At 67.5% G+C, this 26,782-nt stretch carries 25 protein-coding genes; 14 read left to right on the forward strand and 11 right to left on the reverse strand.

The genetic code is table 11. The features are described 5' to 3' along the window. Positions 1-81 precede the first annotated feature (81 nt). Positions 82-351 carry a Rho termination factor N-terminal domain-containing protein gene (locus AC4JJG_RS06220; RefSeq protein ID WP_495400060.1) on the forward strand — a complete coding sequence of 90 codons (270 nt, stop codon included), beginning with the start codon at positions 82-84 and terminating at the stop codon, positions 349-351. A 21-nt stretch (positions 352-372) separates the two neighbouring features. On the opposite strand, the gene AC4JJG_RS06225 is transcribed toward AC4JJG_RS06220, so the two are convergent. Further along, on the reverse strand, positions 373-915 hold the full coding sequence (locus AC4JJG_RS06225; RefSeq protein ID WP_495400061.1) for a hypothetical protein: 543 nt from the start codon (positions 913-915) through the stop codon (positions 373-375). A 137-nt stretch (positions 916-1,052) separates the two neighbouring features. Here AC4JJG_RS06225 and AC4JJG_RS06230 point away from each other — a divergent pair, with 137 nt between their 5' ends. Genes AC4JJG_RS06230 through AC4JJG_RS06240 form a run of 3 tightly spaced genes read left to right on the forward strand, consistent with a single transcriptional unit; the run spans position 1,053 to position 4,407 of the window. Then, the gene (locus tag AC4JJG_RS06230) at positions 1,053-2,255 is read left to right on the forward strand and encodes a cysteine desulfurase family protein (RefSeq protein WP_495400497.1); all 1,203 of its coding nucleotides are present in this window, start codon (positions 1,053-1,055) and stop codon (positions 2,253-2,255) included. Beyond that, positions 2,255-3,391 carry a tRNA 2-thiouridine(34) synthase MnmA gene (mnmA, locus tag AC4JJG_RS06235; protein WP_495400062.1) on the forward strand — a complete coding sequence of 379 codons (1,137 nt, stop codon included), beginning with the start codon at positions 2,255-2,257 and terminating at the stop codon, positions 3,389-3,391. Before AC4JJG_RS06230 ends, mnmA begins: the two co-directional genes overlap by 1 nt. Then, positions 3,388-4,407, forward strand: coding sequence for a uroporphyrinogen decarboxylase/cobalamine-independent methonine synthase family protein (locus AC4JJG_RS06240; RefSeq protein WP_495400498.1), 1,020 nt, complete (start codon positions 3,388-3,390; stop codon positions 4,405-4,407). The genes mnmA and AC4JJG_RS06240 overlap by 4 nt, the downstream gene beginning before the upstream one ends. 241 nt (positions 4,408-4,648) lie before the next feature. Here the strand turns inward: AC4JJG_RS06240 and AC4JJG_RS06245 are convergent, their stop codons facing one another. Then, positions 4,649-5,038: an MmcQ/YjbR family DNA-binding protein gene (locus AC4JJG_RS06245; protein WP_495400063.1), complete on the reverse strand. Its 390-nt coding sequence runs from the start codon at positions 5,036-5,038 to the stop codon at positions 4,649-4,651. A gap of 44 nt (positions 5,039-5,082) precedes the next feature. On the opposite strand from AC4JJG_RS06245, the gene ligA reads away from it, so the two are divergent. Further along, entirely contained in the window at positions 5,083-7,191 is a 2,109-nt protein-coding gene (gene ligA, locus AC4JJG_RS06250) for an NAD-dependent DNA ligase LigA (protein WP_495400064.1), read from the forward strand. On the opposite strand, the gene AC4JJG_RS06255 is transcribed toward ligA, so the two are convergent. After that, positions 7,192-7,854, reverse strand: coding sequence for an ACT domain-containing protein (locus tag AC4JJG_RS06255; RefSeq protein WP_495400065.1), 663 nt, complete (start codon positions 7,852-7,854; stop codon positions 7,192-7,194). It abuts the gene before it with no gap. Between the two features lie 116 nt (positions 7,855-7,970). On the opposite strand from AC4JJG_RS06255, the gene gatC reads away from it, so the two are divergent. Both gatC and gatA read left to right on the forward strand, forming a co-directional pair. Then, on the forward strand, positions 7,971-8,285 hold the full coding sequence (gene gatC, locus AC4JJG_RS06260; RefSeq protein ID WP_495400066.1) for an Asp-tRNA(Asn)/Glu-tRNA(Gln) amidotransferase subunit GatC: 315 nt from the start codon (positions 7,971-7,973) through the stop codon (positions 8,283-8,285). Then, positions 8,282-9,769 carry an Asp-tRNA(Asn)/Glu-tRNA(Gln) amidotransferase subunit GatA gene (gene gatA, locus AC4JJG_RS06265; RefSeq protein WP_495400067.1) on the forward strand — a complete coding sequence of 496 codons (1,488 nt, stop codon included), beginning with the start codon at positions 8,282-8,284 and terminating at the stop codon, positions 9,767-9,769. The genes gatC and gatA overlap by 4 nt, the downstream gene beginning before the upstream one ends. A 79-nt stretch (positions 9,770-9,848) precedes the next feature. Here gatA and AC4JJG_RS06270 read toward each other — a convergent pair whose 3' ends face one another. Further along, a complete protein-coding gene (locus AC4JJG_RS06270) occupies positions 9,849-11,057 on the reverse strand; it encodes an alpha/beta-hydrolase family protein (RefSeq protein WP_495400068.1) in 1,209 nt (402 codons plus the stop codon). Beyond that, the gene (locus AC4JJG_RS06275) at positions 11,054-11,656 is read right to left on the reverse strand and encodes a hypothetical protein (RefSeq protein WP_495400069.1); all 603 of its coding nucleotides are present in this window, start codon (positions 11,654-11,656) and stop codon (positions 11,054-11,056) included. The genes AC4JJG_RS06270 and AC4JJG_RS06275 overlap by 4 nt, the downstream gene beginning before the upstream one ends. Positions 11,657-11,893: 237 nt before the next feature. On the opposite strand from AC4JJG_RS06275, the gene AC4JJG_RS06280 reads away from it, so the two are divergent. The 3 genes from AC4JJG_RS06280 to AC4JJG_RS06290 all read left to right on the forward strand — a co-directional run bounded on the left by AC4JJG_RS06280 (position 11,894) and on the right by AC4JJG_RS06290 (position 14,985). Further along, positions 11,894-13,168, forward strand: coding sequence for a sensor histidine kinase (locus AC4JJG_RS06280; protein WP_495400070.1), 1,275 nt, complete (start codon positions 11,894-11,896; stop codon positions 13,166-13,168). A gap of 10 nt (positions 13,169-13,178) precedes the next feature. Continuing rightward, positions 13,179-13,832, forward strand: a complete 654-nt coding sequence (locus tag AC4JJG_RS06285) for a response regulator (protein ID WP_495400071.1) — start codon at positions 13,179-13,181, stop codon at positions 13,830-13,832. Positions 13,833-13,950: 118 nt separating this feature from the next. Further along, entirely contained in the window at positions 13,951-14,985 is a 1,035-nt protein-coding gene (locus AC4JJG_RS06290; RefSeq protein ID WP_495400072.1) for a 6-phosphofructokinase, read from the forward strand. Between the two features lie 260 nt (positions 14,986-15,245). Here AC4JJG_RS06290 and AC4JJG_RS06295 read toward each other — a convergent pair whose 3' ends face one another. Then, complete coding sequence (locus tag AC4JJG_RS06295; RefSeq protein WP_495400073.1) at positions 15,246-15,491, reverse strand: PspC domain-containing protein; 246 nt, start codon at positions 15,489-15,491, stop codon at positions 15,246-15,248. A 161-nt stretch (positions 15,492-15,652) separates the two neighbouring features. Here AC4JJG_RS06295 and gatB point away from each other — a divergent pair, with 161 nt between their 5' ends. Further along, on the forward strand, positions 15,653-17,158 hold the full coding sequence (gatB, locus tag AC4JJG_RS06300) for an Asp-tRNA(Asn)/Glu-tRNA(Gln) amidotransferase subunit GatB (protein ID WP_495400074.1): 1,506 nt from the start codon (positions 15,653-15,655) through the stop codon (positions 17,156-17,158). A gap of 5 nt (positions 17,159-17,163) precedes the next feature. Here gatB and gap read toward each other — a convergent pair whose 3' ends face one another. From gap to AC4JJG_RS06315, 3 genes are all read right to left on the reverse strand, one after another. Next, positions 17,164-18,159, reverse strand: coding sequence for a type I glyceraldehyde-3-phosphate dehydrogenase (gap, locus tag AC4JJG_RS06305; protein WP_495400075.1), 996 nt, complete (start codon positions 18,157-18,159; stop codon positions 17,164-17,166). A gap of 31 nt (positions 18,160-18,190) precedes the next feature. After that, a complete protein-coding gene (locus AC4JJG_RS06310; protein WP_495400076.1) occupies positions 18,191-18,769 on the reverse strand; it encodes a TetR/AcrR family transcriptional regulator in 579 nt (192 codons plus the stop codon). A gap of 101 nt (positions 18,770-18,870) precedes the next feature. Beyond that, positions 18,871-19,971: a PQQ-dependent sugar dehydrogenase gene (locus tag AC4JJG_RS06315; RefSeq protein WP_495400499.1), complete on the reverse strand. Its 1,101-nt coding sequence runs from the start codon at positions 19,969-19,971 to the stop codon at positions 18,871-18,873. Between the two features lie 160 nt (positions 19,972-20,131). Between AC4JJG_RS06315 and AC4JJG_RS06320 the strand changes: the two genes are divergently transcribed. Further along, positions 20,132-21,289 (forward strand): DoxX family protein, encoded by a 1,158-nt coding sequence (locus AC4JJG_RS06320; RefSeq protein ID WP_495400077.1) that lies wholly within the window; start codon positions 20,132-20,134, stop codon positions 21,287-21,289. Between the two features lie 245 nt (positions 21,290-21,534). Here the strand turns inward: AC4JJG_RS06320 and ilvD are convergent, their stop codons facing one another. Next, positions 21,535-23,379: a dihydroxy-acid dehydratase gene (gene ilvD, locus AC4JJG_RS06325; RefSeq protein ID WP_495400078.1), complete on the reverse strand. Its 1,845-nt coding sequence runs from the start codon at positions 23,377-23,379 to the stop codon at positions 21,535-21,537. 195 nt (positions 23,380-23,574) lie between these two features. Then, positions 23,575-24,066 (reverse strand): PH domain-containing protein, encoded by a 492-nt coding sequence (locus AC4JJG_RS06330; protein WP_495400079.1) that lies wholly within the window; start codon positions 24,064-24,066, stop codon positions 23,575-23,577. A gap of 275 nt (positions 24,067-24,341) precedes the next feature. Between AC4JJG_RS06330 and AC4JJG_RS06335 the strand changes: the two genes are divergently transcribed. Together AC4JJG_RS06335 and ilvN are read left to right on the forward strand one after the other, a co-directional pair. After that, positions 24,342-26,264 (forward strand): acetolactate synthase large subunit, encoded by a 1,923-nt coding sequence (locus AC4JJG_RS06335; RefSeq protein WP_495400080.1) that lies wholly within the window; start codon positions 24,342-24,344, stop codon positions 26,262-26,264. Beyond that, positions 26,261-26,764: an acetolactate synthase small subunit gene (ilvN, locus tag AC4JJG_RS06340; RefSeq protein ID WP_495400081.1), complete on the forward strand. Its 504-nt coding sequence runs from the start codon at positions 26,261-26,263 to the stop codon at positions 26,762-26,764. Before AC4JJG_RS06335 ends, ilvN begins: the two co-directional genes overlap by 4 nt. Positions 26,765-26,782: the final 18 nt, after the last annotated feature.

Genomic DNA, 26,782 nt, shown 5'->3' on the forward strand with positions numbered 1-26,782 from the left:
GCGTAGACTGAACGCCGTTACACGTTCATGCACCGCGAACGCGGGCCGTCACGGCCCGCCCGATGGGAGTGAGGTGTTACCGTGCCGAAACGTGATCCGGGTCCGTCGGTCAAGGACGACGAACTCTACGAACGACTTCGGGACGAGGGCAACTCCAAGGAGAAGTCCGCCCGAATCGCCAATGCCGCGGCCAACGAGGGCAGATCAGCCGTCGGCAAGAGTGGCGGATCGTCGCTGCCCTACGAGGAGTGGACCGTCGATGAACTGCGCACGCGCGCGAAAGAGCTGGGGATTTCCGGCTACTCGTCGCTCCGCAAGGCGCAGCTCATCGACGAGTTGCGTCATCACTGAGGTCGGACCGTCCGGCGACGATCAGAATCCGCGGTGTGCCTGTGCGGAGATCGTGAAACCGTGCCCGGTCCGTCCGTTACGGCAGGTCACCCCGGTGGTCCGCATCGTGCAGGTGACATTGCCTGCCTTGACCGAACGGCCATAGGGCAGAACCGGTTTGACCAGGCGTCCTCGCCGGTCCGTGGTCGCGTAGACGAAGACGCCCTGATTTTGGCAGACGAATCGTCCGACGGCGTTGTGCGCGCGATTTCGGTTGAGCACCATGGACATCCCGCTCGGCCCCCAGGTGGTGCGGCATGCCCGCTCGGTCCGGTTGGTCACGTTCGTGCCGCCCTGACAGCCGGCCTGATAGTCGAGCTGCGGCCACCCGACCCCGTCATAGACCGCGCAGGCGAAGCGGCCGGACGGGGAGTGGAAGTAGATCGTGCCGTGGGAATCCGGGCGTGGTGTGCTGGTGACGGGCGCGGCGGTGGCCGGGGCAGCGATCAGCGCGATCGGCAACAGGGTGCCGATGATGCCGAGGAGGACCGTGAGCAGGCGGGTGTTCGTTGATGTGGTTGTCATGCTGAGCAGTCGCGGGGCCGTACCCACGTGTTACCGGCGTCACCGAATTGAGACGACCTGGCCACCTCGTCGTCATTTGGTATCAGCGGGAATTGGTCGCCATCGTGCGCGCGTTTATCCTGGGGAACGTCATGACCATGCCCGATCGCGCCCCCATCTACCTCGATCACGCCGCTTCGACCACCATGCTGCCCGAAGCCATCGAGGCGATGACCGCTGTGTTCGCGCACCCCGGCAACGCCTCGTCCCTGCACGGTTCCGGTCGGTGGGCGCGTCGACATCTCGAGGAGGCCCGTGAATCGATCGCCGCATCGGTGGGGGCTCGCCCGTCGGAGGTGATCTTCACCGGTGGCGGAACCGAGGCCGACAACCTCGCGGTCAAGGGCATTTTCTGGGCCCGGAATCGAGCGAATCCGGCCCGTCGCCGGGTGATCGTCTCGGCCGTCGAACATCATGCCGTCCTGGACCCGGCGACCTGGCTGACCGAGGCCGATGACGCGGAGCTCGTGGTGCTTCCGGTCGACGAGACCGGGAGTGTTTCGCTCGCCGCGCTGCGCGCGGAGCTGACCGACCACGCCGAGGAGACCGCCCTCATCTCGGTCATGTGGGCCAACAACGAGGTCGGCACCATCCAGCCGATCGCCGAGGTCGCGTCTCTCGGCGCCGAGTTCGGCGTGCCCGTGCACTCGGACGCCATCCAGGCCGTCGGGCACATCCCGGTCGATTTCGCGGAATCCGGTCTGTCGGCCCTGAGCCTCGCGGCCCATAAGTTCGGCGGTCCGCAGGGTGTGGGTGCGCTGCTACTGCGCCGTGATGTCGACTGTGTGCCCCTGCTGCACGGCGGCGGTCACGAGCGCGATGTGCGTTCGGGCACCCAGGACGTCGCGGGGGCCGTGGGCATGGCGACCGCCCTGAGACTCTCCGTCGAACGACTGGCGGAGAGCACCGAACGATTGACGTCGCTACGTGAGCGGCTGTTCGACATTCTGCTGGCGATTCCCGGCACCACGCGCAACGGCGCGACCGGCGATCATCGGCTGCCCGGCAATGTGCACGTCTCCTTCTCGGGGTGCGAGGGGGACTCGCTGCTGATGCTTCTCGACGCGAACGGTGTCGAGTGCTCCACCGGCTCCGCGTGCACCGCCGGGGTCGCCCAGGCGAGCCATGTGTTGCTGGCAATGGGACTCGACATGCCGACCGCGCGCGGATCGCTGCGCTTCTCCCTGGCGCCGGTGTCCACCGAGGCCGATGTCGACGCGGTCGCCGAGGTGATCGGCGAGATCGTCGAACGGGCTCGCGTGGCAGGCCTGGTGTCGTCGCCGTCGGGAAAGGTGAGCTGATGCGAGTACTCGTCGCGATGAGCGGTGGTGTCGACTCGTCGGTGGCCGCCGCGCGAGCAGTGGATGCCGGACACGAGGTCGTCGGTGTGCACCTGGCGCTGTCGACCGCGCCCGGAGCGCTGCGGACCGGCTCCCGCGGCTGCTGCTCCCGGGAGGACGCATCGGATGCGCGTCGGGTCGCCGACATTCTCGGTATCCCGTTCTACGTGTGGGACTTCGCCGACCGGTTCAAGGACGACGTCATCGACGAATTCGTCGAGGCGTATGCGGCCGGACAGACCCCTAACCCGTGCCTGACCTGCAACGAGAAGATCAAGTTCGCCGCGCTCGCGGAGAAGGCGCTGGCACTGGGCTTCGACGCGCTGGCGACCGGACATTACGCGCGTCTGGCCGACGGCGAACTGCGCCGGGCCGTCGACGACGACAAGGATCAGTCCTACGTGCTGGCCGTCCTCACCCGCGACCAACTCGATCGGGCGATGTTCCCGATCGGCGACAGTCCGAAGAGCGAGATCCGTGCCGAAGCGGCCCGGCGCGGCCTGGCCGTCGCCGACAAGCCCGACTCCCACGACATCTGCTTCATCCCGACCGGCGACACACGCGCCTTCCTGGGCAGCCACATCGGTATCCGGCCCGGTGCGGTCGTCGATGCCGACTCCGGGGAGCGGCTGGCCGAGCACGACGGCGTGCACGGATTCACGATCGGCCAGCGCAAGGGCCTGGGCATCGAGGCTCCCGCAGAGGACGGGAAACCGCGGTACGTCACCGAGATCGATCCGGCATCGGGCACGGTCACCGTGGGCTCGGCCGATCATCTGAACGTGTGGTCCATCACCGCCCACCGGGCGGTGTGGACGTCCGGTGCGGCGCCGGACGGACCGATCGACGCAGTCGTCCAGGTGCGTGCCCACGGCGGACTCGCACCGGCGCGTGCGACCCCGGTCGTCGCCGACGACGGCAGCGCGCGTATCGAGATCGCGCTGAGGGAGCCTCTCACCGGAGTGGCAAAGGGGCAGGCCGCGGTGCTGTACCTGCCCGATGCCGAATATGGCGACCAGGTGATCGGCTCCGGGCGCATCCTCGACACCGACTCCGACCCGGCCACCGGCGTCCTGGAAGCGGGAGCGGTCCGCTGACCGAATCGACGCGATTGCCGACCGGCACCGGGACGGGTGTCGGGTCGATGCCGGGCACCGACCCGCGTGAGGCGGCCGCGATCGTCGGCGGCGAGGTCGACTTCTCGTTCCTGGCCGAACTTCCCGACCGCGGGCTCGGCGCCGACATGATCGGACGGATGGCGACGATTCTCGTCGACCTGCCGATGGACACCACCGCCACGGGCTACCGATTCGCGTCGGGTGGATCGTCACTCTCCCGGCGCGCTCGCGACTATCTGTCCGCCGATCTCGATGCCGTCGAAGAGCTGTGGGACACAGCAGGTTTCATCGGTCTCGGACGACCATTCAAGATCCAGGTCTGCGGCCCGTTCACGCTGGCGGCGTCGGTCGAACTGCGCAACGGGCACAAGGCACTCCGTGACCGGGGCGCCTGGCGGGACATCGTCGGGTCGACCGCGGAGGGGGTGCGCGACCTCGTCGGCGACGTCACCCGGCGCCTCGGTGCCGAGGTGGCCGTACAGCTCGACGAGCCGATGATCGGTCAGGTCATCGACGGTACGGTGAAGCCGCTGACACGTTATGACCCGATCGGTGCGATCCCGGTTCCCGACATCGCGGAGGCGTTGCAGGGGCTGGTCGAGGTCGTCGGTCGGCCCACCATCCTGCACTCGTGTGCCACGCCGCGATGGGACTTGGTCGAGCGCCTGCCCGGTCTGGGGTTCGCGCTGGACGTCACGGCGCCCACCCCGGCCGATCTCGACGGCATCGGCGCCCTCATCGACCGCGGCGGAGTCCTGATGGCCGGCGTGGTGCCGACCGCGGCCCCGCCCGTGCCGCTGACCGGTGAGCAGGTCGCGCAACGACTCGCAGCCGTCGTGGATCGAATCGGACTCGACCGGAAAGTGTTGTCCGACAATGTGATCGTCAGCCCGGCCTGTGGCCTGGCCGGTGCGACGGTGACGTGGGCGACCACTGCTCTCGGGATCTGCGCTCACGCCGGGGAACTGCTGGCGACCGATCCCGAGGCGCTCTGATCGTCGGCGGGGGATCTCGATACGCGTCCTCGCCTGGCGGCTCGGACGCTACTCGATCAGCGGTTGGCGCGAGCGCTCCTTTATCAGTGGTCCCATTGCTGATCGAGTAGTTCGAGGCGCCCCTCGTCGCTGATCGAGTAGTTGGAGGCGCCCCTCGTCGCTGATCGAGTAGTTGGAGGCGCCCCTCGTCGCTGATCGAGTAGTTCGAGGCGCCAGCCGAGAACGTATCGAGATCCGGCGCTCACCCGGCCCGGGAGTCGAGTTCGGCGATGCAGCGCTTCGGGGCGATCTGGCGGTAGCTGGCGTCGAGGAGCTCGGTCACCTCGGACCAGTCCGAGGCTGACGTCAGTCGCAGTCCGAGCCACCCGTACGCACCGACGTATGCGGGCAGGAAGAATCGCGAATCATCCAGCAGCGCCGGTCGTTCCGCCTCGTCGGGGATGAACAGGATGCACTGGTCGACGCGTTCGCCGCCCTTGATGCTGCCGCCGTAGTTGCCGAACATCTTGCCGCAGCGGAACGTGGGTCTGCCGTGCGCGACCTTCTCGGTGGCCTCGGGAAAGGACAGCGCGATCTCGCGGACACGTACGAGGACCGGATCGTCGTCGGTGAACATGATCGGATGCGGCATGTCATCAGAATAGGCGTGTCGGAGGGCTCCGATAGGCTCGTCACGTGGCAACAGAGTCAGCAGAGCCCGTAACTGCTACCGGTCCCGAACCGGAACTTCTCCACGAGTGGACGGCACTCGCGGAGCAGATCCGCGATCATCAGTTCCGGTATTACGTCAAGGACTCGCCGATCATCACCGATGGTGAGTTCGACACTTTGCTGCGTCAACTCCAGGATCTCGAGGAGGCGCATCCCGAGCTCGCCACCCCGGATTCGCCCACCAAACTCGTCGGTGGGGGATTCTCCACCGCGTTCACGCCGGTCGACCATCTGGAACGGATGATGTCGCTGGACAACGTGTTCGACGCCGACGAGATGCGTGAGTGGGTGGGCCGGGTCGAGACCGAAACCGGCACGGGCATCGACTTCCTGTGCGAACTGAAGATCGACGGTGTCGCGCTCTCGCTCGTCTACGAGGACGGGGTGCTCACCCGCGCGGTCACGCGCGGCGACGGACGCACCGGCGAGGACGTCACCCTCAACGCGCGCACCATCGAGGACATCCCGCAACGCCTCACGGCCACCGACGACTACCCGATCCCGCACGTCCTCGAGGTCCGCGGCGAGGTCTTCTTCCGCGGCGAGGATTTCGAGGCGCTCAACGCCTCCCTCGTCGCCGACGGCAAGGCGCCCTTCGCGAACCCCCGCAATTCGGCGGCCGGATCGCTGCGCCAGAAGAACCCGCAGGTCACCGCGCGGCGTCGGCTCCGGATGATCTGCCACGGCATCGGGCACACCGAGGGGTGGCGGCCCGGCTCCCTGCACGAGGCATACCTCGCGATCGGTGCATGGGGACTGCCCGTGTCGACGCACACCACCAAGGTCGACGGCGCCGACGCCATCCTGGCGAAGATCGACTACTGGGGCGAACACCGCCACGACGTGGAGCACGAGATCGACGGGATCGTCGTCAAGGTCGACGACGTGACCCTGCAGCGGCGTCTCGGCTCCACATCCCGGGCGCCACGATGGGCCATCGCCTACAAGTATCCGCCGGAGGAGGCCACCACCACGCTGCTCGACATCGCCGTCGGCGTCGGCCGCACCGGACGCGTGACCCCGTACGCCGTGCTGAGTCCGGTGCTGGTCGCCGGGTCGACGGTGTCGCGGGCGACCCTGCACAACGCGTCCGAAGTGGTGCGCAAAGGGGTGCTGATCGGCGACACCGTCACCATCCGCAAGGCCGGCGACGTGATCCCCGAGGTGCTCGGACCGGTCGTCGATGTCCGGGACGGGAGCGAGCGGGCCTTCGTGATGCCGGAGAAATGTCCGGAATGCGGTGCCGACCTTCGCCCCGAGAAGGACAGCGACGTCGACATCCGGTGCCCCAACGCCGAAACCTGCCCGGCGCAACTACGGGAGCGCCTGTTCCATCTCGCCGGCCGCGGTTCCTTCGACATCGAGGCCCTCGGGTACGAGGCGGCATCCGCGCTGCTGACGTCCGGGGTGATCCACAACGAGGGCGACCTCTTCGGCCTCACCTCCGACGACCTGGTGCGCACCGAGCTGTTCACCACCAAGGCGGGGGCGTTGTCCGCCAACGGGAAACGGCTGCTGGCCAATCTCGACCGCGCCAAGGACGTCGCGTTGTGGCGGGTGCTGGTCGGGCTGTCCATCCGACATGTGGGCCCCACCGCGGCCCGTGCCCTGGCCGGCCATTTCGGATCGCTGCAGGCCATCGAGGACGCCGACGCCGAGGCACTCGAGGCCGTGGAGGGTCTCGGCTCCACCCTCGCCCAGAGCATCCATGACTGGTTCACCGTCGACTGGCATCGCGAGATCGTCGAGAAGTGGCGCGCCGCAGGCGTTTCCATGGAGGACGAGCGCGATGAATCCATCGCGCGAACCCTGGAGGGCAAGACCGTGGTGGTCACCGGCTCGTTGCAGGATTTCTCCCGCGACGGCGCCAAGGAGGCGATCCTCGTCCGCGGCGGCAAGGCTTCCGGATCGGTGTCGAAGAAGACCGACTATGTGGTCGTCGGCGATTCGCCGGGCAGCAAAGCCGACAAGGCCGAACAGTTGGGCGTGCCCGTCCTCGACGAGGAGGCGTTCAAACTCCTTCTGGAGACGGGCGATCCGGGTCTCGACGATGCGGAGGACCCGGAAAGCTGACTACTCGTCCGAACGCAGCACCGTGCTGATGATGCCGGCGAGGTAGCCGAGTCGGGCGACCTCGGACGGGCGATAGTCGGGGCCGCCGACCCGGCCGAGAAGAATTGCCTTCTCGCCCTTGCCGATCGGCGCCGCGGCGAGCCGGATGTCCATCGCCTGCCAGGGTTCGGGCACCCATTCGGCGTCGGAATCGAGTTGTGCGGCATGGGCAATCGGTAACCAGTCGGCCCGGGTGAGTTGGGTTTCCGGGGCGCCCGAACTGCCGAAGAGTTGCAGCACCCCGCTGCCGCCCGAGGTGACGATCGTCGCCCAGGACACCCGCAAGACGCGGGGGGCGTTGTCGACGAGCACCTGCAGGCGTTCGCGTCGCTTGGCGGTCGCCACCTGGTCCACGAGTTCGAGTTCACGGTGGGTGTCGAGGAGACCGGCGTAGGGGCGGATGGAGTCGACCCGGACACCGTCGACGTTCTCGGCCGCCGTGATCAAGGTGTCCGGCAGGGCACCCGGTGCGACGTCGACCACCAGGTCGTCGACGGCATATCCCTCGCCGCGTTCGACGACTTCCAGGGACAGGATGTCGGCGCCGACGGAACCGAGCTGCACGGCGAGCAGGCCGAGACTACCGGGACGATCATTCAGGAAGACCCGCAGCAGGTAGGACACCCCGTCATTGTTCCACCGCCATGTCACCGGCAGATGACGTGGCTGGTGGCGGCCGCCCGTCGTTGCTCACATAGGCTGGTGGGCGACCCTGCACGACGGCGAGAAAGGATCTGCGCATGTCCAGCGGATCGGAGTCGGCGATCTCCCGCGAGGAGGTCGCACACCTGGCTCGATTGTCCCGGCTCGCGCTGACCGACGCGGAGCTCGATCAGTACGCACAGCAGCTCGACTCGATCCTGGCGCACGTCGCCCAGGTGTCGGAGGTCGCGGCCGACGACGTGCCGGGGACCGCGCATCCGGCGGACCTCGCCAACGTCCTGCGCGCCGACGAGGTGACGCCCGGACTGACGCCGGAGGAGGCGCTGTCCGGTGCACCCGCCGTGGAACAGGACCGTTTCTCGGTGCCGCAGATCCTGGGAGAGGAACAGTGAGCGATACCCGCGCGAGCAATGAGATCACCGGTCTCTCGGCGGCCGAACTCGCCGAGAAGATCGCCGCCCGCGAGGTGTCCTCGGTCGAGGTGACCCAGGCGCACCTGGACCGGATCTCCGAGATCGACAGCGAACTCGGCGCTTTTCTGCACGTCAGCGCCGCCGAGGCGCTGGTCGCCGCGAAGGCCGCCGACGACGCCATCGCGTCCGGTTCCGCAACGTCCGCCCTGGCGGGTGTGCCGATCGCGCTCAAGGACGTCTTCACCACCACCGACGCCCCGACGACCTGCGGGTCCAAGATCCTCGAGGGCTGGGTGCCCCCGTACGACGCCACGGTCACCGAGCGGCTGCGCGCCGCGGGTATCCCGATTCTCGGCAAGACCAACATGGACGAGTTCGCCATGGGCAGTTCCACGGAGAACTCGGCCTACCAGGTGACCCGCAATCCCTGGGACACGAACAAGATCCCCGGCGGCTCCGGTGGCGGTAGTGCCGCAGCCCTCGCCTCGTATCAGGCGCCGCTCGCCATCGGTACCGACACCGGCGGTTCGATCCGCCAGCCGGCCGCGGTCACCGCGACGGTCGGTGTGAAGCCGACCTACGGCACGGTATCGCGGTACGGGCTCGTCGCCTGCGCGTCGTCCCTCGATCAGGGCGGACCGTGCGCCCGCACCGTGCTCGACACCGCACTGCTCCACCAGGTGATCGCCGGACACGATCCGCGCGACTCGACGTCGATCGACGCCCCGGTGCCCGACGTGGTCGCGGCAGCCCGCGCGGGTGCGCAGCAGGATCTGGCCGGTGTGCGTATCGGCGTCGTCACCGAGTTGCAGGGTGAGGGCTACCAGGAAGGTGTCCTCGACTCCTTCCGTGCGGCGCTGAAGGTCCTCACCGATCGGGGTGCCGAGGTCGTCGAGGTGTCGTGCCCGCACTTCACCTATGCGCTTGGCGCCTACTATCTGATCCTCCCGTCGGAGGTGTCGTCGAACCTGGCGCGCTTCGACGCGATGCGGTACGGACTGCGCGTCGGCGACGACGGCACGCACAGTGCCGACGAGGTGATGGCACTGACGCGCGAGGCCGGATTCGGCCCGGAGGTCAAGCGCCGCATCATGATCGGGACCTACGCGTTGTCGTCGGGCTACTACGACGCCTACTACGGTCAGGCTCAGAAGGTGCGCACCCTGATCTCCCGGGACTTCGACTCGGCGTTCGAGAAGGTCGACGTGCTCGTCTCACCGACTACCCCGACGACCGCCTTCAACCTGGGCGAGAAGGTCGACGATCCGCTGGCGATGTACCTCTTCGACCTCTGCACCCTGCCGGTGAACCTCGCCGGTATCGGTGCGATGTCGGTGCCGTCCGGCCTGTCCACCGACGACGGTATGCCGGTGGGTCTGCAGATCATGGCACCCGCTCTCGCCGACGATCGGCTCTACCGTGTCGGTGCCGCCTACGAGGCGGCGCGCGGACCGATCGCTTAGCCACCGCTCTTCTCGCGACCTCATTTCGCCCCCGCGACCTCAGCCGAAGTCGCGGGAGCGAGGTGAGGTCGCGGCACGACTACGGCCAGGCCTGCTCGGGGCCGTAGCGATGGCCGACGCCCGCCGAGCCGTCGAGCGCGGACAGCAGGTCGACGGAGGTGGCGACGAAGGTGAGGACCGGAAGCCATGGCGCGCGATGTGTGTCGCGTCCCGTCGGCGAGGTGTCCGGGACGGTGTGCGCCGGACGCCACAGCAGCGATGGCGACCATCGGGTCACGGGGTCCGAAACGTTGCCGTGCACACTGCGTTTCGCGCCGGGGCGGATATCCGGCGCGATGCTGTCGGCCGGCACTCCGGAGAGGAGTGTCTCGGTCACCGCATTCGGATGATGGGTCTCGGCCCAGTCGCGGGCGGTATCCGCGCCGATCGCTCCGAGGCTCTGTCCGTACAGGTAGATCCGCGGCGGGGTGGGGTCCTGCCGAGTGCGGGTGACGACCGCGTCGAGCAGAGCGATCGCACTGCGACCTGCTGCGCTGCGGTCACCGACGAACGCCTGCCACGACGGTTGTTGCGCGTACTGCAGCGCGAGGACGTCGACGTCGCCCGCGAACCGGTCGCCGAATCCGTCGATCGCGGAGGAGTCAACCCATCCCGAACCCGTCGGCACGGCGATCACCACGGCCCTGCGGTCCAACCCGCCGGCGCGCACCCAGCGATCGGAAAGATGCTGTGCGCGAACCGATGACGAACTGTCACTCAACGGTTCGTAGAGAACCTTCGCGGGCACGGTCGGTGAGGTCTTCGGTGTATCGGCCTGTGCCGCAGGCAGATATCCCGCGAGCAGGGCGAAGATCATCGCCGACGTCACGGCTGTGGTGCGCGGGATGCGGGTGATGGCAGCGAATACTGCGGCGGCGGGGATCACCGCTGCCGCGGTCCACTCCCAGCCGACCTCCGGCGCGCCGAGTTCGGCCCGGATCGTGTTCTGCCAGGCGGTCGCGACAAGTCCGAGGATCACCAGCGCACCGGCCGCGACGATCAGTGTGATCGCAGCGGTGCGAGCAGCGGCGGGGCGCCGGTTCCGGGTGGCGAGCATTCCGCCGACGGTTGCGACGGCCACCGCCCCCAGCGTGAGGAGCATTGAGATCACCGTCGGTCGCGGTAATCCGGAGGGCCACAGGGCGACGACGGCGCCGGCCAGGGCGCAGACGGGTACGAGGGGATGGGGCAGGGGCGCGCGCCGTGGATGGCGCGGTGCGGCGTCCCCGTCCTGCGGGGCGCGGATCATCGGCGTGAACCGAAACGGAGTTCCGCGAGCTCGTCGATGCCGCGGGTGATACCTGACGTCAGCATCGTCGCATCCGACTCGGCGACCGGCGGTCCGTCGAACTGCCGCCAGGTGTTGACGCGCAGACCGATGTCCGCCATCGAGGCCGCTGCCGAACACCATGGCGTATCGCACGATTCGGACATCGCATTCACCAGCATCCGGTCCAGGCGTAGACGTGCCCAACCGCCCAGGGGATGTCCGGTGTGCTGGGCGTAGCGGAGTACGTCGTATCCGAAGTCATGGGTGCGGCAGGACGCAGTGAACTGCTGCGGCAACGGAATCGGGGATGAGCAGTCGCCTGTCGGGTTTGCCGGATGTCCGTGATCCATAATCGGCAGATAGCCCATGGTGGAGGCGAAATCGGCAGGCAATTCCCGTGGTACACGGTCGAAGTGGCCGTTGGTGAGATCCAGGACGACCCGGCCGGCCGGGGTGCGAAGATCTGCCGGATCCGCCCGGATGCCGATGGTGTCGCCGGGTGCGGGGGTCGCCGTCGCGGGCGGCATCAGTATGCCGCCGAGAATGACGGCGCTGACGGACAAGATCGCTATTGCCATGGCGCGCAAGAGAATCGGGTGACGCCGAAGGTGGTCCCGACTGTGTGGTGTGCTCATGGCTCCAACGTAGAAATGGGTGTCGCCGCACGTCATCGCGCCAGACGGCGAATTGCAGTCGACCGTACAGGGTGGCTAACGGCTGTGGGCCTCACCCCACGGGGTGAGGGGAAAATCGCTCGCCGGTATGACGACACCGTCACCGGTGCCGACCTACCGTGGATGACGAGGTGATGTGACATGTTCCGATTCGTCAGACGGTCGGCAGAGATAGCCGGCACCGCGGTGATGCGCGGGGTGCAGGAGTTGCCTGCCGCGCAGGATCCGGCGGTGCGGAGGTACTTCTCGTCGGGAGTGAACTGGTTCTTCCTGCTGTTCGCGCTGATCCTGTACGCGGTCGCGTGGCCGACGCTGACGCTCACCCACTCGATGCCCGCCTATGTCCTGCCGGTGTGTGCGGCCTTCGCCGCGCTCCCGATCGCGTTGGCCTGGTCGGCACCGCTGCTGGGCTGGGCGATCTCGGTGGTGTCCGCGCAACTCATCGGCATCGTGGTGCCCACCGCGCACGGCTGGATCTGGACAATTCAGGTCACGCACATCATCTCGCTGCTGGTCCTCACCTTCTTCGCCTATCTGCGATGCCACCTGCGGTGGCTCCCGCTCGTCTGGGCGTCGACATCGCTGGTGTTCTTCATCGCCGCCCCCTCCGATCAGCGCGGCGGCTGGGTCTTCGGACTGACCTTCCTGGCCGTCGTGATCGCCCTCGTGCGCTTTCTCGCCCAGTCGCGGCGCCAGCTCGCCGAACGCACCGAACAGACCGAGCTCGCCGAGTCGGCGAACGCGATCCTGTCCGAACGCGCCCGCATCGCACGGGATCTGCACGACGTGGTGGCACACCGGATGTCCGTCGTGGTGGTGATGGCGCAGACCGCCCGCTACCGCCTCGACGATGTAAGTGATGCGGCGGCCGCCGAATTCGACTCGATAGCGGTTGCCGCCCGTGCCTCTCTCGACGAGGTGCGGCAGATGCTCGGAGTCCTGCGTACCGACGGCGAAACCCTGGCGGCACCCAATCCGGGACTCGGCGATCTGGCGACGCTGGTCATGCAGACTCGCATGGCCGGTGCGGAGGTGACCCTGTCCAACCGCATCAACGACGTCGAAACTGTCGGTGACACATCAGGTTTGGTGATCTACCGGATCATCCAGGAGAGCCTGGCGAACGCCACCCGGCACGCGCCCGGCGGCACGATCGATGTACAACTCGCCCAGGTCTCCGACAATCTCATCGAGATCGAGGTGCGCAACGGCCCCGCCATCGGCGAGCCGGTCCGCATCCCGGGCGCGGGCGCAGGCATCCTCGGCATGTCCGAACGGGCCGCGACCGTGAACGGTGTGGTCACCACGGGCCCCGTCGACGGGGGAGGGTTCCGGGTGCACGCCCTGATTCCGGCGCAGACCGGTGTCGCGGTGGTGTCGGCCGTCGACACGGTGCCGCCCGGCGGCCTCGCCTAGGCTCGACCCCGTGCCCATTACCGTAGTGATCGTCGACGATCAGGCCATGGTGCGTCAGGGGTTCTCCGCATTGCTGGCGGCGCAGAGCGACATCTCGGTTCTCGGTGACGCCGCCGATGGCGTGCAGGCCGTCGAACTGTGTCAGCGCGTCCGGCCGGACGTGGTGCTGATGGACGTCCGCATGCCGCGCAAGGACGGGCTGCGTGCGGCCGAGGAGATCCTCGGCCGTCACAGCGGTGACAATCCGCCGAAAGTGTTGATGCTCACCACCTTCGACCTCGACGACTACGTCTACGAGGCCCTGCGCATCGGTGCGTCGGGATTTCTGCTGAAGGACGCGCCCGCCGACGAACTGGTGCGGGCGGTCCGCGTGGTCGCGGCCGGGGAGGCCTTGCTGGCGCCGTCGATCACCCGCAGGCTCATCGAGGAGGTCACGTCCCGCCGCGTGCGGTCACCGCGCTCCCGTGCCGTGGACATACTCACACCACGGGAGCGGGAGGTGCTCGATCTGGTGGCCGACGGCAAGTCCAACGGCGAGATCGCGGGCGAACTCCACGTCTCGGAACAAACGGTCAAGACGCACGTCAGCAGCGTGCTGGGCAAGCTGTCGCTGCGCGACCGGGCGCAGGCGGTGGTCTTCGCATACGAGAACGGGCTGAAATGATGAGCCGTACGAACGACATCCGGACCGTCGTACATCCGGCACGGACCGTGAGCGCCAACTAGATTGGGTCTGCAACCGATTCGCATCCGGTGATCGACGTAACGGAGGTCCGACGATCATGGCCAAGAGATTTGGCATTCTCACCGCGGGGGGCGACTGCCCCGGACTGAACGCGGTGATCCGCGGCGCGGTGCTGAAGGGTCAGACCGTCTACGGCCACGAGTACGTCGGTTTCCTCGACGGCTGGCACGGCCTGGTGTACGGCAACGTGATGGATCTTGACCGGACCGCGGTCCGAGGTCTGTCGAATCAGGGTGGAACGATTCTCGGCACCAGCCGGTTCGGCCCGTACAGCGAACCCGACGGCGGACCCGAGAACATCAAGAAAGTCCTTGAGCGCCTTGGGATCGACGGTGTCATCGCCATCGGCGGCGAGGGCACCGCATCCGCGTCGAAACGACTCTTCGGCGACGGCATCAACATCGTCGGTGTGCCGAAGACCATCGACAACGACATCGACGCCACCGACTACACCTTCGGTTTCAACACGGCGGTCGAGATCGCCACCGAGGCCATCGACCGGCTGCGGACCACCGGCAACTCACACCGGCGGTGCATGGTCCTCGAACTCATGGGCAGGCACGCCGGCTGGATCGCACTGCATTCGGGCATCGCGGGCGGAGCACACGCGATCCTCATCCCCGAACAGCCGGAAAGCCTCGACCAGATCTGCGCCTGGGTGACCAGTGTGAAGAAGCGCGGACGTTCGCCGATGGTGGTGGTCGCGGAGGGCTTCACGCTGCCCGACATGGACGAGGCCTACTCCGACAAAGGGCTCGACGGTTTTAACCGTCCGCGTCTCGGTGGCATCGGCGAGGTGCTGGCGCCGATGATCGAGGAGCGGACCGGTATCGAGACCAGATCCACCGTCCTCGGCCACATCCAGCGCGGCGGCGTGCCCAGTGCCTTCGACCGTGTCCTGGCCACCCGTTTCGGTATGGCGGTCAGTGATCTGGTGGCCGACAAGGCTTGGGGACAGATGGTCGCCCTGCGCGGCACCGACATCGTCCGCATCACCTTCGACGAGGCCCTCGCCAACCCGAAGCAGGTTCCTGCCGCGCAATATCAGGAGATCCGCGTCATCTTCGGCTGAGTGAGCGCCCCTGAACCCGATGAGCCCCTGCTGATCGAGGCGGGTCGAACGTTGTGCGTTGATCGAGTAGTCCGAGGCGCCCGCGGAACGTGGTGCGTTGATCGAGTAGTTCGAGGCGCCAGCCGAGAACGTATCGAGATCACACGCGAGAGATCTCGATACGCATGCTCGCTGCGCTCGCAGGCTACTCGATCAGGGGGCGGGTGCGCGCGGGCCATTCGATCAGCGGGCGGGTGCTCGCGGGCTACTCGACACCGGGTTCAGAAGCCGGCCGGTGTCGTCGGATTCGCGGGGCTGTAGGAGCCCGGCAGCGGTTCACGCGGGATGACGAGCCACAGCACGAGATAGAGGAGCACCTGCGGGCCGGGCAGCACGATCGACAGGACGAACAGCACCCGGACGAGCGTCGGATCCCAGCCGAAACGCTTCGCGATGCCGCCGCAGACACCACCCAGCCAGGCATTGTCGCGGGAGCGAGTCAGGCGTGCGGGAGTCGAGGTGGTCATGGTGGCGGCCCCTTTCACTGGGTGTTTGCTCTCTGACATCAACGCTACGGACGGCGACGATCGGCGGCATCGGGGTTCACCCTGAACTCGTCCCGGGATTCCGTGCGGGGAGTCCCGCCCCGTCACGGGCGGCGTGCCGTCGGGCACATAAGATGGGATGCATGACTGCCGCTGCTCCCGAATTGGTCGACTACGACGAGGTCATCGCGGAATTCGATCCGGTGATGGGCCTGGAGGTGCATGTCGAGCTGGGCACTGCCACCAAGATGTTCTGTGGCTGCCCGACGACCTTCGGCGCCGAACCCAACACGCAGGTGTGCCCGGTGTGCATCGGGCTGCCCGGTTCGCTGCCGGTGGCCAACGCGAAGGCCATCGAGTCGGCCATCCGCATCGGACTCGCTTTGAACTGCAGCATCCGGCCGTCGAGCGTCTTCGCGCGGAAGAACTACTTCTATCCCGATCAGCCGAAGAACTATCAGATCTCCCAGTACGACGAGCCGATCGCGTTCGACGGGTATCTCGACGTGGTGTTGCCCGACGGCACGCCGTGGCGCGTGGACATCGAGCGCGCCCATATGGAGGAGGACACCGGCAAGTCGCTGCACATCGGCGGCGAGACCGGACGCATCCACGGCGCGAGCCATTCGCTGCTCGACTACAACCGCGCCGGCGTGCCGCTGGTGGAGATCGTCACCAAGCCGATCGAGGGTGCAGGTGAGCGCGCACCCGAGGTGGCACGGGCCTATGTGACCGCGCTCCGTGATCTGCTCAAGGCGCTCGATGTCTCCGACGTCCGTATGGATCAGGGGTCGCTGCGGTGTGACGCCAACGTGTCGCTGAAGACCAAGGACGCAACGGAATTCGGTACGCGCACGGAGACGAAGAACGTCAACTCCCTCAAGAGCGTGGAGATCGCGGTCCGCTACGAGATGCGCCGCCAGGCCGCGGTGCTCCGCGACGGTGGCGAGATCGTCCAGGAGACCCGGCACTTCCACGAGAGCGACGGCACCACATCCGCGGGTCGTCGCAAGGAGACGGCCGAGGACTACCGCTACTTCCCGGAGCCGGATCTGCCTCCGGTGCAGCCGGATTCGGAGTGGATCACCGAACTGGGCTCGACTCTGCCGGAGATGCCGTGGGTGCGGCGCGCCCGCATCCAGGAGGAGTGGGGCGTGTCCGACGAGGTCATGCGCGACCTCGTGAACGTCGGTGCGGTGGACCTGATCATCGAGACCGTCGACGCCGGCGCGACGCCCGAGGCCGCCCGTGGCTGGTGGGTGTCCTTCCTTGCGCAGCAGGCGAATTCACGCGGTGTGGAGCTGGGCGAACTGTCCATCACGCCGGCGCAGGTGGCCGCCATCATCGGCATGGTCGACGAGGGCAAGCTGACCACCAAACTCGCGCAGCAGGTCGCCGTCGGCGTGCTCGACGGCGAGGGCGAACCCGCTCAGGTCGTTGCCGATCGTGGCCTCGAGGTGGTGCGCGACGATTCCGCACTGCAGAAGGCCGTCGACGAAGCACTCGCCGCCAACCCGGACATCGCCGACAAGATCCGTTCCGGCAAGGTCCAGGCCGCGGGCAAGATCGTCGGTGACGTCATGAAGGCCACTCGCGGACAGGCCGACCCTGCGCGCGTCAAGGAACTGGTGATCGCGGCCTGTAGCTGAGGGGCTCAGGCGCTGACGCGTTCGGACAGTTCGACGAGGCGGTTGGAGAATCCCCACTCGTTGTCGTACCAGGCGAAGATCTTCACCTGGTCGCCGACGACCTGGGTCAGCGGCGCGTCGAAGATCGCGGAGTGGGGATTGCCCACGACGTCGGCCGACACCAGCGGTGCCTCCGAGTACGCGAGATAGGGCGCGAGCTCCGGGGTTTCGGCGGCGTTCCGGAATGCCGTGTTCACCTCGTCGGCGGTCGCAGGGGTCGACAGCCGTGCGGTGAGGTCGGTGATGGATCCGACCGGCACCGGCACGCGGAGCGCCAGGCCGGTGAGTGTGCCGTCGAGTTCCGGAATGATCCGTCCGATGGTGCGCGCCGCTCCTGACGACGTCGGGATCGTGGACATGGCCGCGGCCCGGGCGCGACGAAGATCGCCGTGAGGTGCGTCCTGCAGCCGTTGGTCGCTGGTGTAGGCGTGAATCGTCGTCATCAGACCCGACTCGATGCCGAACGCGTCGTGCAACACCTTGGCCATCGGTGCGAGACAGTTGGTCGTACACGAGCCGTTGGAGACGACGTCGGTGGTGGTGTCGATGGCATCGTCGTTGACGCCCAACACGATTGCGGGGATGTCGTCGTCGGCGGGGGCGGAGATGATGACCTTGCGGGCCCCCGCCACGAGATGCCGACGGGCATCGGTCGAGTTCGTGAACAGTCCCGTCGACTCGACGACGACGTCGACGTTCTCCTCCGCCCAGGGAATCCGATCCGGTTCTCGTTCCTGGGTGACGCGAATTCGTTTGTCCCCGACGATGATTGCGTCGCCTTCTGCCCGCACGCCGTCGAGATGCCCGGAGATCGAGTCCCATTCCAGAAGTGCCGCAAGGGTGGTGGCGTCGGCGATGTCGTTGATGGCGACCACCACGACGTCTCGTTCGCTGCGCAGTGCCGCACGCAGGTAGCTGCGGCCGATCCGGCCGAAGCCGTTGATTCCGATTCGAGTGGGCATGATGTGCTCCTTGCGATGTGATCGAGAGAGGTCAGTGCGTTGCGTCGGCAGCGAGATGCGCGGCATCGAGTAGCGAGATGGCGCCGCGGACCGCGGCGTCCATCGGTGCCTGATCGCTCTGGGCGCGGGCAAGCACGTAGCCGCCCTGCAGAACTGCGGCCAGGGTTCGCGCGAGGTCGCCCGGCACGATGGACCGCGGCAGTTCGCCCGCTGCGATGGCGGCGGAAATCGTGTGCTCCCACAGGTTCAGGACCGTGCCGAACGCGGCGGCGACGATGGTGAGAAGTTCGGCATCCGCGACGACCTCGGGGTCCTGGGTCATGCGTCCGACGCGGCATCCGCGCGTCCCGGGCCGCGGCGAGGCGAGATAGCTCTTCATGCGTTCGAGAGGGGAACCATCGGTGCTCGCCAGGAGTGAGTTCTCCGTCATCTCGTCGACGACGGTCGACAATGCGGCCACTGCCAGCTCGTGTTTCCCGCTGAAGTGGTGATACATGCTGCCCTGACCGACGCCCGCGCGCGCCATGACATCGCGGGGACTCGTCGCCGCATATCCCCGCTCCCAGAGGAGGTCCGCCATTGCTTCGGTCAATTGATCTCGGGAACTCACAAGGGGACTGTAACAACTAGTATGTACAGATGCTAGAGGGCCAAACAGCAATGCCCGCGCCGATGGGCGGCGCGGGCATTGTCAGAAGGTGGAGGCTGCGGCTACGTGCGATCCTCGCTGGCCGACGGTGGCAGCCATTTGACGACGCGGTCGTCGCTGCTGACGGGCTTGCCGGACTCGCGATTCACCGTCGCGAACTGGAGAAGCCCGTTGTCCAGGGCGGCCATTCGGCCGAGCGCGCCGTATTTCTTCTCCAGCACGACCGTCGGTGGGGTGATGGCCGGCTTGTCCCGCGTCGGTTCGTTGATGGCCTCGATGTGGCGGGTGCGGGTCGTCGAGACGTAGATGCTGCCCGATGCCGCGGCGCAGCCGGCAATGCCGGGACGGTCCGGCCACGTCCACAACGGCTTGAGTCCGGACTTCTCGACGGCCTGAACGCGATCCTCGGTGGCCGTCTGATCGGCGACGTACAGCGCGCCGGATCCGACGCTCGGGCACAACGACACCGTGGACCCGAGTCCCGACGCGAGGACGCGTGGCCGGGCATTGCTGCCCGAGGTCAGGGAGGTGATCGCGAGGATCTTCCCGCCCAGGGAGGCGGGGTCGGCCGCGGCTCCCGGGTTGCCCGCGTTGCCGGTGGCGACGATGAGTTCGTTGGGGGACCGGAAGAGCATGGAGCCCATGTTGCCGTTGGCGCCCTTGGGGATTCCGACCAGAATCGGCTTGGGGACGTCGCCCGGCGCGATCCGCACGACCCGATTGTCGGTGGGCGTGGTGATGAGCGCGTAGATCAACTGATCCTGCGCGTACGACGGCGACATCGCGAAGTCGATCAGGCCGCCGTCACCCGAACCGTCGACCGGCAGTGTGGCCAGAACCCGGTGCGGGGCATAGCGTTTGGTGGTGATGACCTTGCCGGTCGTCCGCTCCGCGACCACCGTGACATCGCCCTTGTCGTCGCCGACCATGACCGAACCGGTGGATTGCAGGCACGTCGCGATGACGGCGGGATCGGGATCGACGCAGGGCCCGGGCGGTGGGGGCACGAGTGTCTCGGTGGGGGACTGCGGAGGTGGAGGTGCCTTCTGCGCCATCGATTCGTTGTTGGCACTGAACTGTCCCGCATTGGCGGACCGATCCTGATCGGAGAAGTTGACGCAGCCGGCCGTGGCCACCGCGATCGCCGTGGCCGCAGCCACCATCCCGATACGCGACAGTCCGCGTCGCGACACCCCCGGCGATCCCTTGAACATGCCCACCACAGTAGGGGATGGCCGGATATGTCCAGCGTGCGGCGACGGGATGCGACTCACCTCGTCGCGGTCGGGCGATCAGCGTCCGGCGCCGCATAGAGTCGGTTAGGTGAGCGAACGTGACATGACTGCGGGAGGCGGTTCGAGTCCGTACGACGACGAACCGACCGGCGTGATCCCCGACCCCGGCAAGGCCGGCGCGGACTACACCGCGGAGGCGCCACCGTCGATGCGCAGACGCGCCCGGCCGACCGACCCCGATCGCGACAGCTTCTTCGCACGGCACGCACGTGGCGACCGCGCATCCGACGACGATTCGCGTCTGACGCGTGTCGACGATCTGGACGACGATCTCGACGACCTCGGCGGTCCCGGTGATGCGACCGCGACGACCCGGTCACCGGTCGTCGACGGACCCGACGCGCGCCGTCCGAGCAGGGTGCCGCGAGGACGGGTGACCGCCGACGACGCCGCCGCGGTGGACAACCCGGACACGGTGCCGACGACCCGATTCGAAGCACCGGAAACGACGCGGCTCGAGGCCCGCGACGCCGACGTCGAGGCAGCGGACGAGGCCCCCACCGCGGCCACCACGGAGCTGCCCCGGAAGAAGCGGCGCTGGGGCCGCGATTCGGCGGACGACGACACCGATCTCGCCCGTGAATCGACCATCGACCGCGACGAACTCGTCGACGCCGAGCGCCGCGCCCGCCGCGGCACACTCGACATCGGATTGCTGGTGCTGCGCGTGGGTGTCGGCGTGATCATGGTGCTGCACGGATGCCAGAAGCTCTTCGGCTGGTGGAACGGACCCCGTCTGTCGGGGTTCGAGGACATGCTGGCCAACCCGCAGAACCCGGACATCGGTTTCAGCTCGGGCGTGGTGAAGCCGCTGGCGATCCTCGGCGCACTGTCGGAGACGCTGGGTGGCCTGATGCTGATCGTCGGGCTGTTCACACCGCTCGCCGCGGCCGCGGTCCTCGGCGTGATGCTGATCGCCGCCGCCTACAAGGCGACGCTCTCCGGTGGCGTGTGGTTCTTCGCGTCGGGCGGTGGCGGAGCCGGTATCGAGTACGAACTGCTCCTCGTGCTGTGCGCCGTTGCCATTCTGCTGGCCGGCCCGGGACGGCTGTCCCTGGATGCGACCCGAGGGTGGGCGCGCAGGCCGTCGTGGGGATCGCTCGGCCTGCTGATCGTCGGTGTCGCCGCGGCCGCCGCGATCTGGCTGCTCTTCAACGGCACCAACCCGTTCAGCCCGAATTCGTAGTGCGGTATCTCGATACGTTCTCGGCTGGCGCCTCGAACTACTCGATCAGCGGTTGGGCTGGCGCCTCGAACTACTCGAGCAGCGGCTGGGCCGCCGCCTCGAACTACTCGATCAGCGGTTGGGCCGCCGCCCCGAACTACTCGATCAGCGGTTGGGCCGCCGCCTCGAACTACTCGATCAGCGGGCGATCACCGCTGATCGAGTAGCGTGCGAGCGCAGCGAGCCCGCGTATCGAGATCGGGGAGTCAGTCGACGGTGCGGACAGCGCCCTTGTCGGCCGAGGTGGCCAGCTTCGCGTAGGCGCGCAAGGCCTTGGTGACCGGGCGCTGACGATTCGCCGGCTGCCACGGATGCTCGGACGCCTCCATCTTGGCGCGGCGCTCGGCCAGGGTCTCCGGGTCGACGAGCACCTTCAGTGTGCGCGTGGCGACGTCGATGAGCACCTCGTCACCGTTCTCGACGAGTCCGATCACGCCACCGGACGCGGCCTCGGGGGAGGCGTGACCGATGACCAGACCCGACGATCCACCGGAGAACCGGCCGTCGGTGACCAGGCCGCACTTCTTGCCCATGCCGGTGCCCTTCATGAACGCGGTCGGATGCAGCATCTCCTGCATTCCCGGACCGCCCGCGGGTCCCTCGTACCGGATCACCAGGACCTCACCGGCCTGCAGTTCCTTCGACAGGATGGCGTGCACGGCGTCCTCCTGGCTCTCGACGACGCGCGCCGGTCCCTGGAAGTGCCAGAGTGATTCGTCGACGCCCGCGGTCTTGAGGACCGCACCGTTCTCGGCGAGGTTGCCGTGCAGCACGCACAGACCACCCTCGACGGTGTAGGCGTGCTCCTTGTCGCGGATGCAGCCGTCGGCGGCGTCGGTGTCCAGCGACTCCCAGCGGTTCGATGTGGAGAACGGCTCGGTGGTCCGCACACCACCGGGCGCGGCGTGGAACAGTTCGATCGCCTCGTCGGTCGCGGTGCCGCTGCGGATGTCCCAGTCGGCCAGGTAACTCTCCAGCGACGGCGCGTGCACCGGGTGGACGTTCGTGTTCAGCAGCCCCGCCCGGTTCAGCTCACCGAGGATCGCCGGGATGCCGCCTGCGCGATGGACGTGCTCCATGTAGTACTTCGGCGAGTTGGGTGCGACCTTCGCCAGGCACGGGACGTTCCGCGAGATGCGGTCGATGTCGTGCAGGTCGAAGGTGATCTCACCTTCCTGCGCGGCGGCGAGGATGTGCAGAACGGTGTTGGTCGATCCGCCCATGGCGACGTCGAGCGCCATCGCGTTCTCGAAGGCCTCGCGGGTCGCGACGTTGCGCGGCAGGACCGACTCGTCGTCGTCCTGGTAGTAGCGCTTCGCGATGTCGACGACCAACTCACCGGCGCGCGTGAACAGGTCGCGACGCGCGACCTGGGTGGCCAGCGTCGAGCCGTTGCCGGGCAGCGACAGGCCCAGCGCCTCGGTCAGGCAGTTCATCGAGTTGGCGGTGAACATTCCCGAGCACGATCCGCACGTCGGGCAGGCGGATCGCTCGACCTCGAGGAGTTCCTTGTCGTTCACGTTGCTGTCGGCGGACGCCGAGATCGCGTCGATCAGGTCGGTACCGGGCCGGACGACGCCGTTGATGACGACCGACGTACCCGCTTCCATCGGGCCGCCGGAGACGAAGACCGTGGGGATGTTCAGGCGCATCGCGGCATTGAGCATGCCGGGAGTGATCTTGTCGCAGTTGGAGATACAGACCAGGGCGTCGGCGGTGTGTGCGTTCACCATGTACTCGACGGAGTCGGCGATGATCTCGCGGCTGGGCAGCGAATAGAGCATGCCGCCGTGCCCCATCGCGATGCCGTCGTCGACGGCGATGGTGTGGAATTCCTTGGCGACGCCGCCCGCCTCGCGGACCGCGTCGGCGACGATCTCGCCGACATCCTTGAGATGCACGTGGCCGGGAACGAACTGGGTGTACGAGTTGGCGATCGCGACGATCGGCTTGCCGAAGTCGTCGTCGGTCATGCCGGTGGCGCGCCAGAGCGCGCGTGCTCCGGCGGCCTCGCGGCCGACGGTGGTGGTACGGGACCTCAGAGCTGGCATCGCATTACCTCGATACTGGTTCGTCACTCCGCCGGGCCGGGCGGAGGTTGGTGTGCACGGTGTGTCCGATCAACGTGTCCGATCAACGCGGAACGACGGTCGGTTATTCGATGTGATCGTCACCGAGGTCGTCCGGGAGGCGGGACGCGCTGTGGCGCATCAGGCGTTCTTCGAGGCTACTCCGGTGCGTGTGGATCAGAGAGCGTCGGCCGCGGCGGCCGCCGCATAGGGGTCGGGAATGCGCCCGCCACTGGCCGCGGCCAGGCGGGGCAGGTCACCGAAGGAGATGGCGGGCAGGCGAACCCGTGAACCGTCGGTGAGGACCGCACGTACCGAACCCCAGCGCGGGAACTGGAGGCCGTCGATGTCCGCCCAGGGGATGTCGCGACTGGAGAAGGTGTGTACGGCCCGCAGTCCGGGCTCGTCGGCGATGGTGCGGATATGTGTCATCCACCACGCCAGCACCACGGGCAGCAGCAGTGTCCAGCCCAGCCAGACCAGTGAGGCGCCGGCCAGGATGACCGTCGCGACGAACATCATTCCGACGGCGATGTAGCCGACCTTCGAGATGCGGAAGACCTGGGGCAGCGGCACCGAAGGTGCTGCTGAGGCGGCGTCGTCGGCGGTTACGGCCTGCGGATCGCTGCCGGTGTTCGGGTCGTCGGGTCCGTCGGATGGGGTAGACACCCCACCATTCTGTCATCCGGGTCATCCCGCTGGATAATCCAGGGTTTCTCAGAATGTGGGACGACGCTAGAGGTGGTTTGACTCTTGACCTGCGACGGTCCTACCGTTAGGGCGTGATCCAGCACGAGATTCTCGTAGTACTCGGTCGGCGCGTCATCGCCTGACCGGTCACTTCGTAGACCCTCCAGCAACGACGCGCCACCCTCGAGCAGCCCAGCTGTCGGGGGTTTTTTCTTGTCAGCAGCCAGATCAAGCCAGAAGTTGAGGTACGTGCAGTGAGCGCACCATCTCGCACAGACCCGTCGGGCCAGCCGCGACAGCCGTCCCCGGCAGGTGGGGGACTGCGGTCCGTCGGACAGAACACGGTCGCACCGGAACGCGTCAGCGGTGCCCAGTCCGTGGTCCGATCGCTCGAGGAACTCGGTGTCGAGGTGGTCTTCGGCATTCCGGGCGGCGCCGTGCTGCCCGTCTACGATCCGTTGCTCGACTCGCAGAAGGTCCGGCACGTCCTGGTCCGCCACGAGCAGGGCGCGGGCCATGCCGCCACCGGCTACGCGCAGGTCGCGGGTCGCGCAGGCGTCTGCATGGCCACCTCCGGTCCGGGCGCGACCAACCTGGTCACCCCGCTGGCCGACGCCCAGATGGACTCCGTTCCGGTCGTCGCCATCACCGGCCAGGTCGGTCGGTCCCTCATCGGCACCGACGCCTTCCAGGAGGCCGACATCTCCGGCATCACCATGCCGGTCACCAAGCACAACTTCCTCGTGGCGAACGCGATCGACATCCCGCGCGTGATCGCCGAGGCCTTCCACATCGCGGAGAGCGGCCGTCCCGGTGCGGTTCTCGTCGACATCCCGAAGGACATCCTGCAGGCCCAGACCACCTTCTCGTGGCCTCCGCAGATCGATCTGCCCGGATACCGTCCGGTCACCAAGCCGCACGGCAAGCAGGTGCGCGAAGCGGCGCGGATGATCGATGCCGCGAAGTCGCCGGTCCTGTACGTCGGCGGCGGCGTCATCAAGGCGAACGCCTCCGAGGAACTGCGGGAGCTCGCCGAACTCACCGGCATCCCGGTGGTCACCACGCTGATGGCGCGCGGGGCCTTCCCCGACAGTCATCCGCTGCACTGTGGCATGCCGGGTATGCACGGCGCGGTCTCGGCGGTCGCCGCACTGCAGAAGAGCGATCTGCTGATCACGCTCGGTGCGCGTTTCGACGACCGCGTCACCGGTCAGCTCGACACCTTCGCGCCCAATGCCAAGGTGATCCATGCCGACATCGATCCCGCCGAGATCGGCAAGAACCGGCACGCCGACGTCCCGATCGTCGGTGACTGCAAGGCCGTCATCGCCGACCTGACCGAGACCATCCGCAATGAGCGGGCCACCACCTCGGCCACGCCGGACCTCACCGCGTGGTGGAGCTACCTGAACGGTCTTCGTGAGACCTACCCGCTGAGCTACGACCGTTCGCCCGAGGGCCCGATGTCGCCCGAGTTCGTCATCGAGGCCGTCGGCAAGGCCGCCGGACCCGACGCGGTGTACTGCGCCGGCGTCGGTCAGCACCAGATGTGGGCGGCGCAGTTCATCTCCTACGAGAAGCCGCGCACCTGGCTCAACTCCGGTGGGCTGGGCACCATGGGCTACGCGGTGCCCGCCGCGATGGGCGCCAAGATGGCCGACCCGGGCAAAGAGGTGTGGGCCATCGACGGCGACGGCTGCTTCCAGATGACCAATCAGGAACTCGCCACCTGCGCCATCGAGGGCATCCCGATCAAGGTCGCACTCATCAACAACGGCAACCTCGGCATGGTGCGCCAGTGGCAGACGCTCTTCTACGAGGAGCGCTACTCCAACACCGACCTGTCCACCCATTCGCGGATGATCCCGGACTTCGTGAAGCTCGCAGAAGCGCTGGGCTGCGCGGCATTCCGTGTCGAGCGGGAAGAGGACGTGGAGGGCGTGATCGCGCAGGCCCGGGAGATCGACGACCGCCCGGTCGTCATCGACTTCATCGTCGGCGCCGACGCCCAGGTGTGGCCGATGGTCGCCGCCGGTACCGGCAACGACCAGATCATGGCCGCCCGCGATATCCGTCCGCTCTTCGACGAGGACGAGGCGGCGGGTGACCCGGTCGAGATCCACGACGTGATGGCCAAGCCCGACCATGCCGCGCCCGATGCAGAGGAAGACAAGTGAGCACCACCCATACGCTGAGCGTTCTCGTCGAAGACCGTCCGGGCGTGCTCGCCCGCGTCTCCGGTCTGTTCTCGCGCCGCGGCTTCAACATCGAGTCACTCGCGGTGGGCGCCACCGAGATCAAGGGCGTCTCGCGCATGACCATCATGGTCAGCGTCGAGGACTTCCCCCTCGAACAGGTGACCAAGCAGCTCAACAAGCTGATCAACGTCATCAAGATCGTCGAGCAGGAGCCGGCCACCTCGGTGTCGCGCGAACTCATGCTCATCAAGGTGCGGGCCGACTCAACGGTCCGCTCCGAGGTGATCGAAGTGGTGAACCTGTTCCGCGCCAAGGTTATCGACGTCTCACCGGAATCGGTGACCGTCGAGGCCACCGGCACCGGTGAGAAGCTGGAAGCACTGCTGCGGATGCTCGACCCGTACGGTATCCGCGAGATCGCGCAGTCCGGTGCGGTGGCGCTGGGCCGCGGACCCAAGAGCATGTCGGCCAACCGCTGACGTAGGTACGTAAGAACA

The organism is Gordonia sp. B8661-1, assembly GCF_059427765.1.

Bases quoted from the DNA above. Each gene is read 5' to 3' on its own strand.
- gap (WP_495400075.1), bottom strand. From the start codon at position 18,159: ATGCCCACTCGAATCGGAATCAACGGCTTCGGCCGGATCGGCCGCAGC.
- AC4JJG_RS06245 (WP_495400063.1), bottom strand. From the start codon at position 5,038: ATGCCGCATCCGATCATGTTCACCGACGACGATCCGGTCCTCGTACGT.
- AC4JJG_RS06280 (WP_495400070.1), top strand. From the start codon at position 11,894: ATGTTCCGATTCGTCAGACGGTCGGCAGAGATAGCCGGCACCGCGGTG.
- AC4JJG_RS06295 (WP_495400073.1), bottom strand. From the start codon at position 15,491: ATGACCACCTCGACTCCCGCACGCCTGACTCGCTCCCGCGACAATGCC.
- AC4JJG_RS06315 (WP_495400499.1), bottom strand. From the start codon at position 19,971: ATGGTGGCTGCGGCCACGGCGATCGCGGTGGCCACGGCCGGCTGCGTC.
- AC4JJG_RS06270 (WP_495400068.1), bottom strand. From the start codon at position 11,057: ATGATCCGCGCCCCGCAGGACGGGGACGCCGCACCGCGCCATCCACGG.
- AC4JJG_RS06275 (WP_495400069.1), bottom strand. From the start codon at position 11,656: ATGGCAATAGCGATCTTGTCCGTCAGCGCCGTCATTCTCGGCGGCATA.
- AC4JJG_RS06290 (WP_495400072.1), top strand. From the start codon at position 13,951: ATGGCCAAGAGATTTGGCATTCTCACCGCGGGGGGCGACTGCCCCGGA.
- AC4JJG_RS06230 (WP_495400497.1), top strand. From the start codon at position 1,053: ATGCCCGATCGCGCCCCCATCTACCTCGATCACGCCGCTTCGACCACC.
- mnmA (WP_495400062.1), top strand. From the start codon at position 2,255: ATGCGAGTACTCGTCGCGATGAGCGGTGGTGTCGACTCGTCGGTGGCC.
- AC4JJG_RS06225 (WP_495400061.1), bottom strand. From the start codon at position 915: ATGACAACCACATCAACGAACACCCGCCTGCTCACGGTCCTCCTCGGC.
- gatB (WP_495400074.1), top strand. From the start codon at position 15,653: ATGACTGCCGCTGCTCCCGAATTGGTCGACTACGACGAGGTCATCGCG.
- gatC (WP_495400066.1), top strand. From the start codon at position 7,971: ATGTCCAGCGGATCGGAGTCGGCGATCTCCCGCGAGGAGGTCGCACAC.
- ilvD (WP_495400078.1), bottom strand. From the start codon at position 23,379: ATGCCAGCTCTGAGGTCCCGTACCACCACCGTCGGCCGCGAGGCCGCC.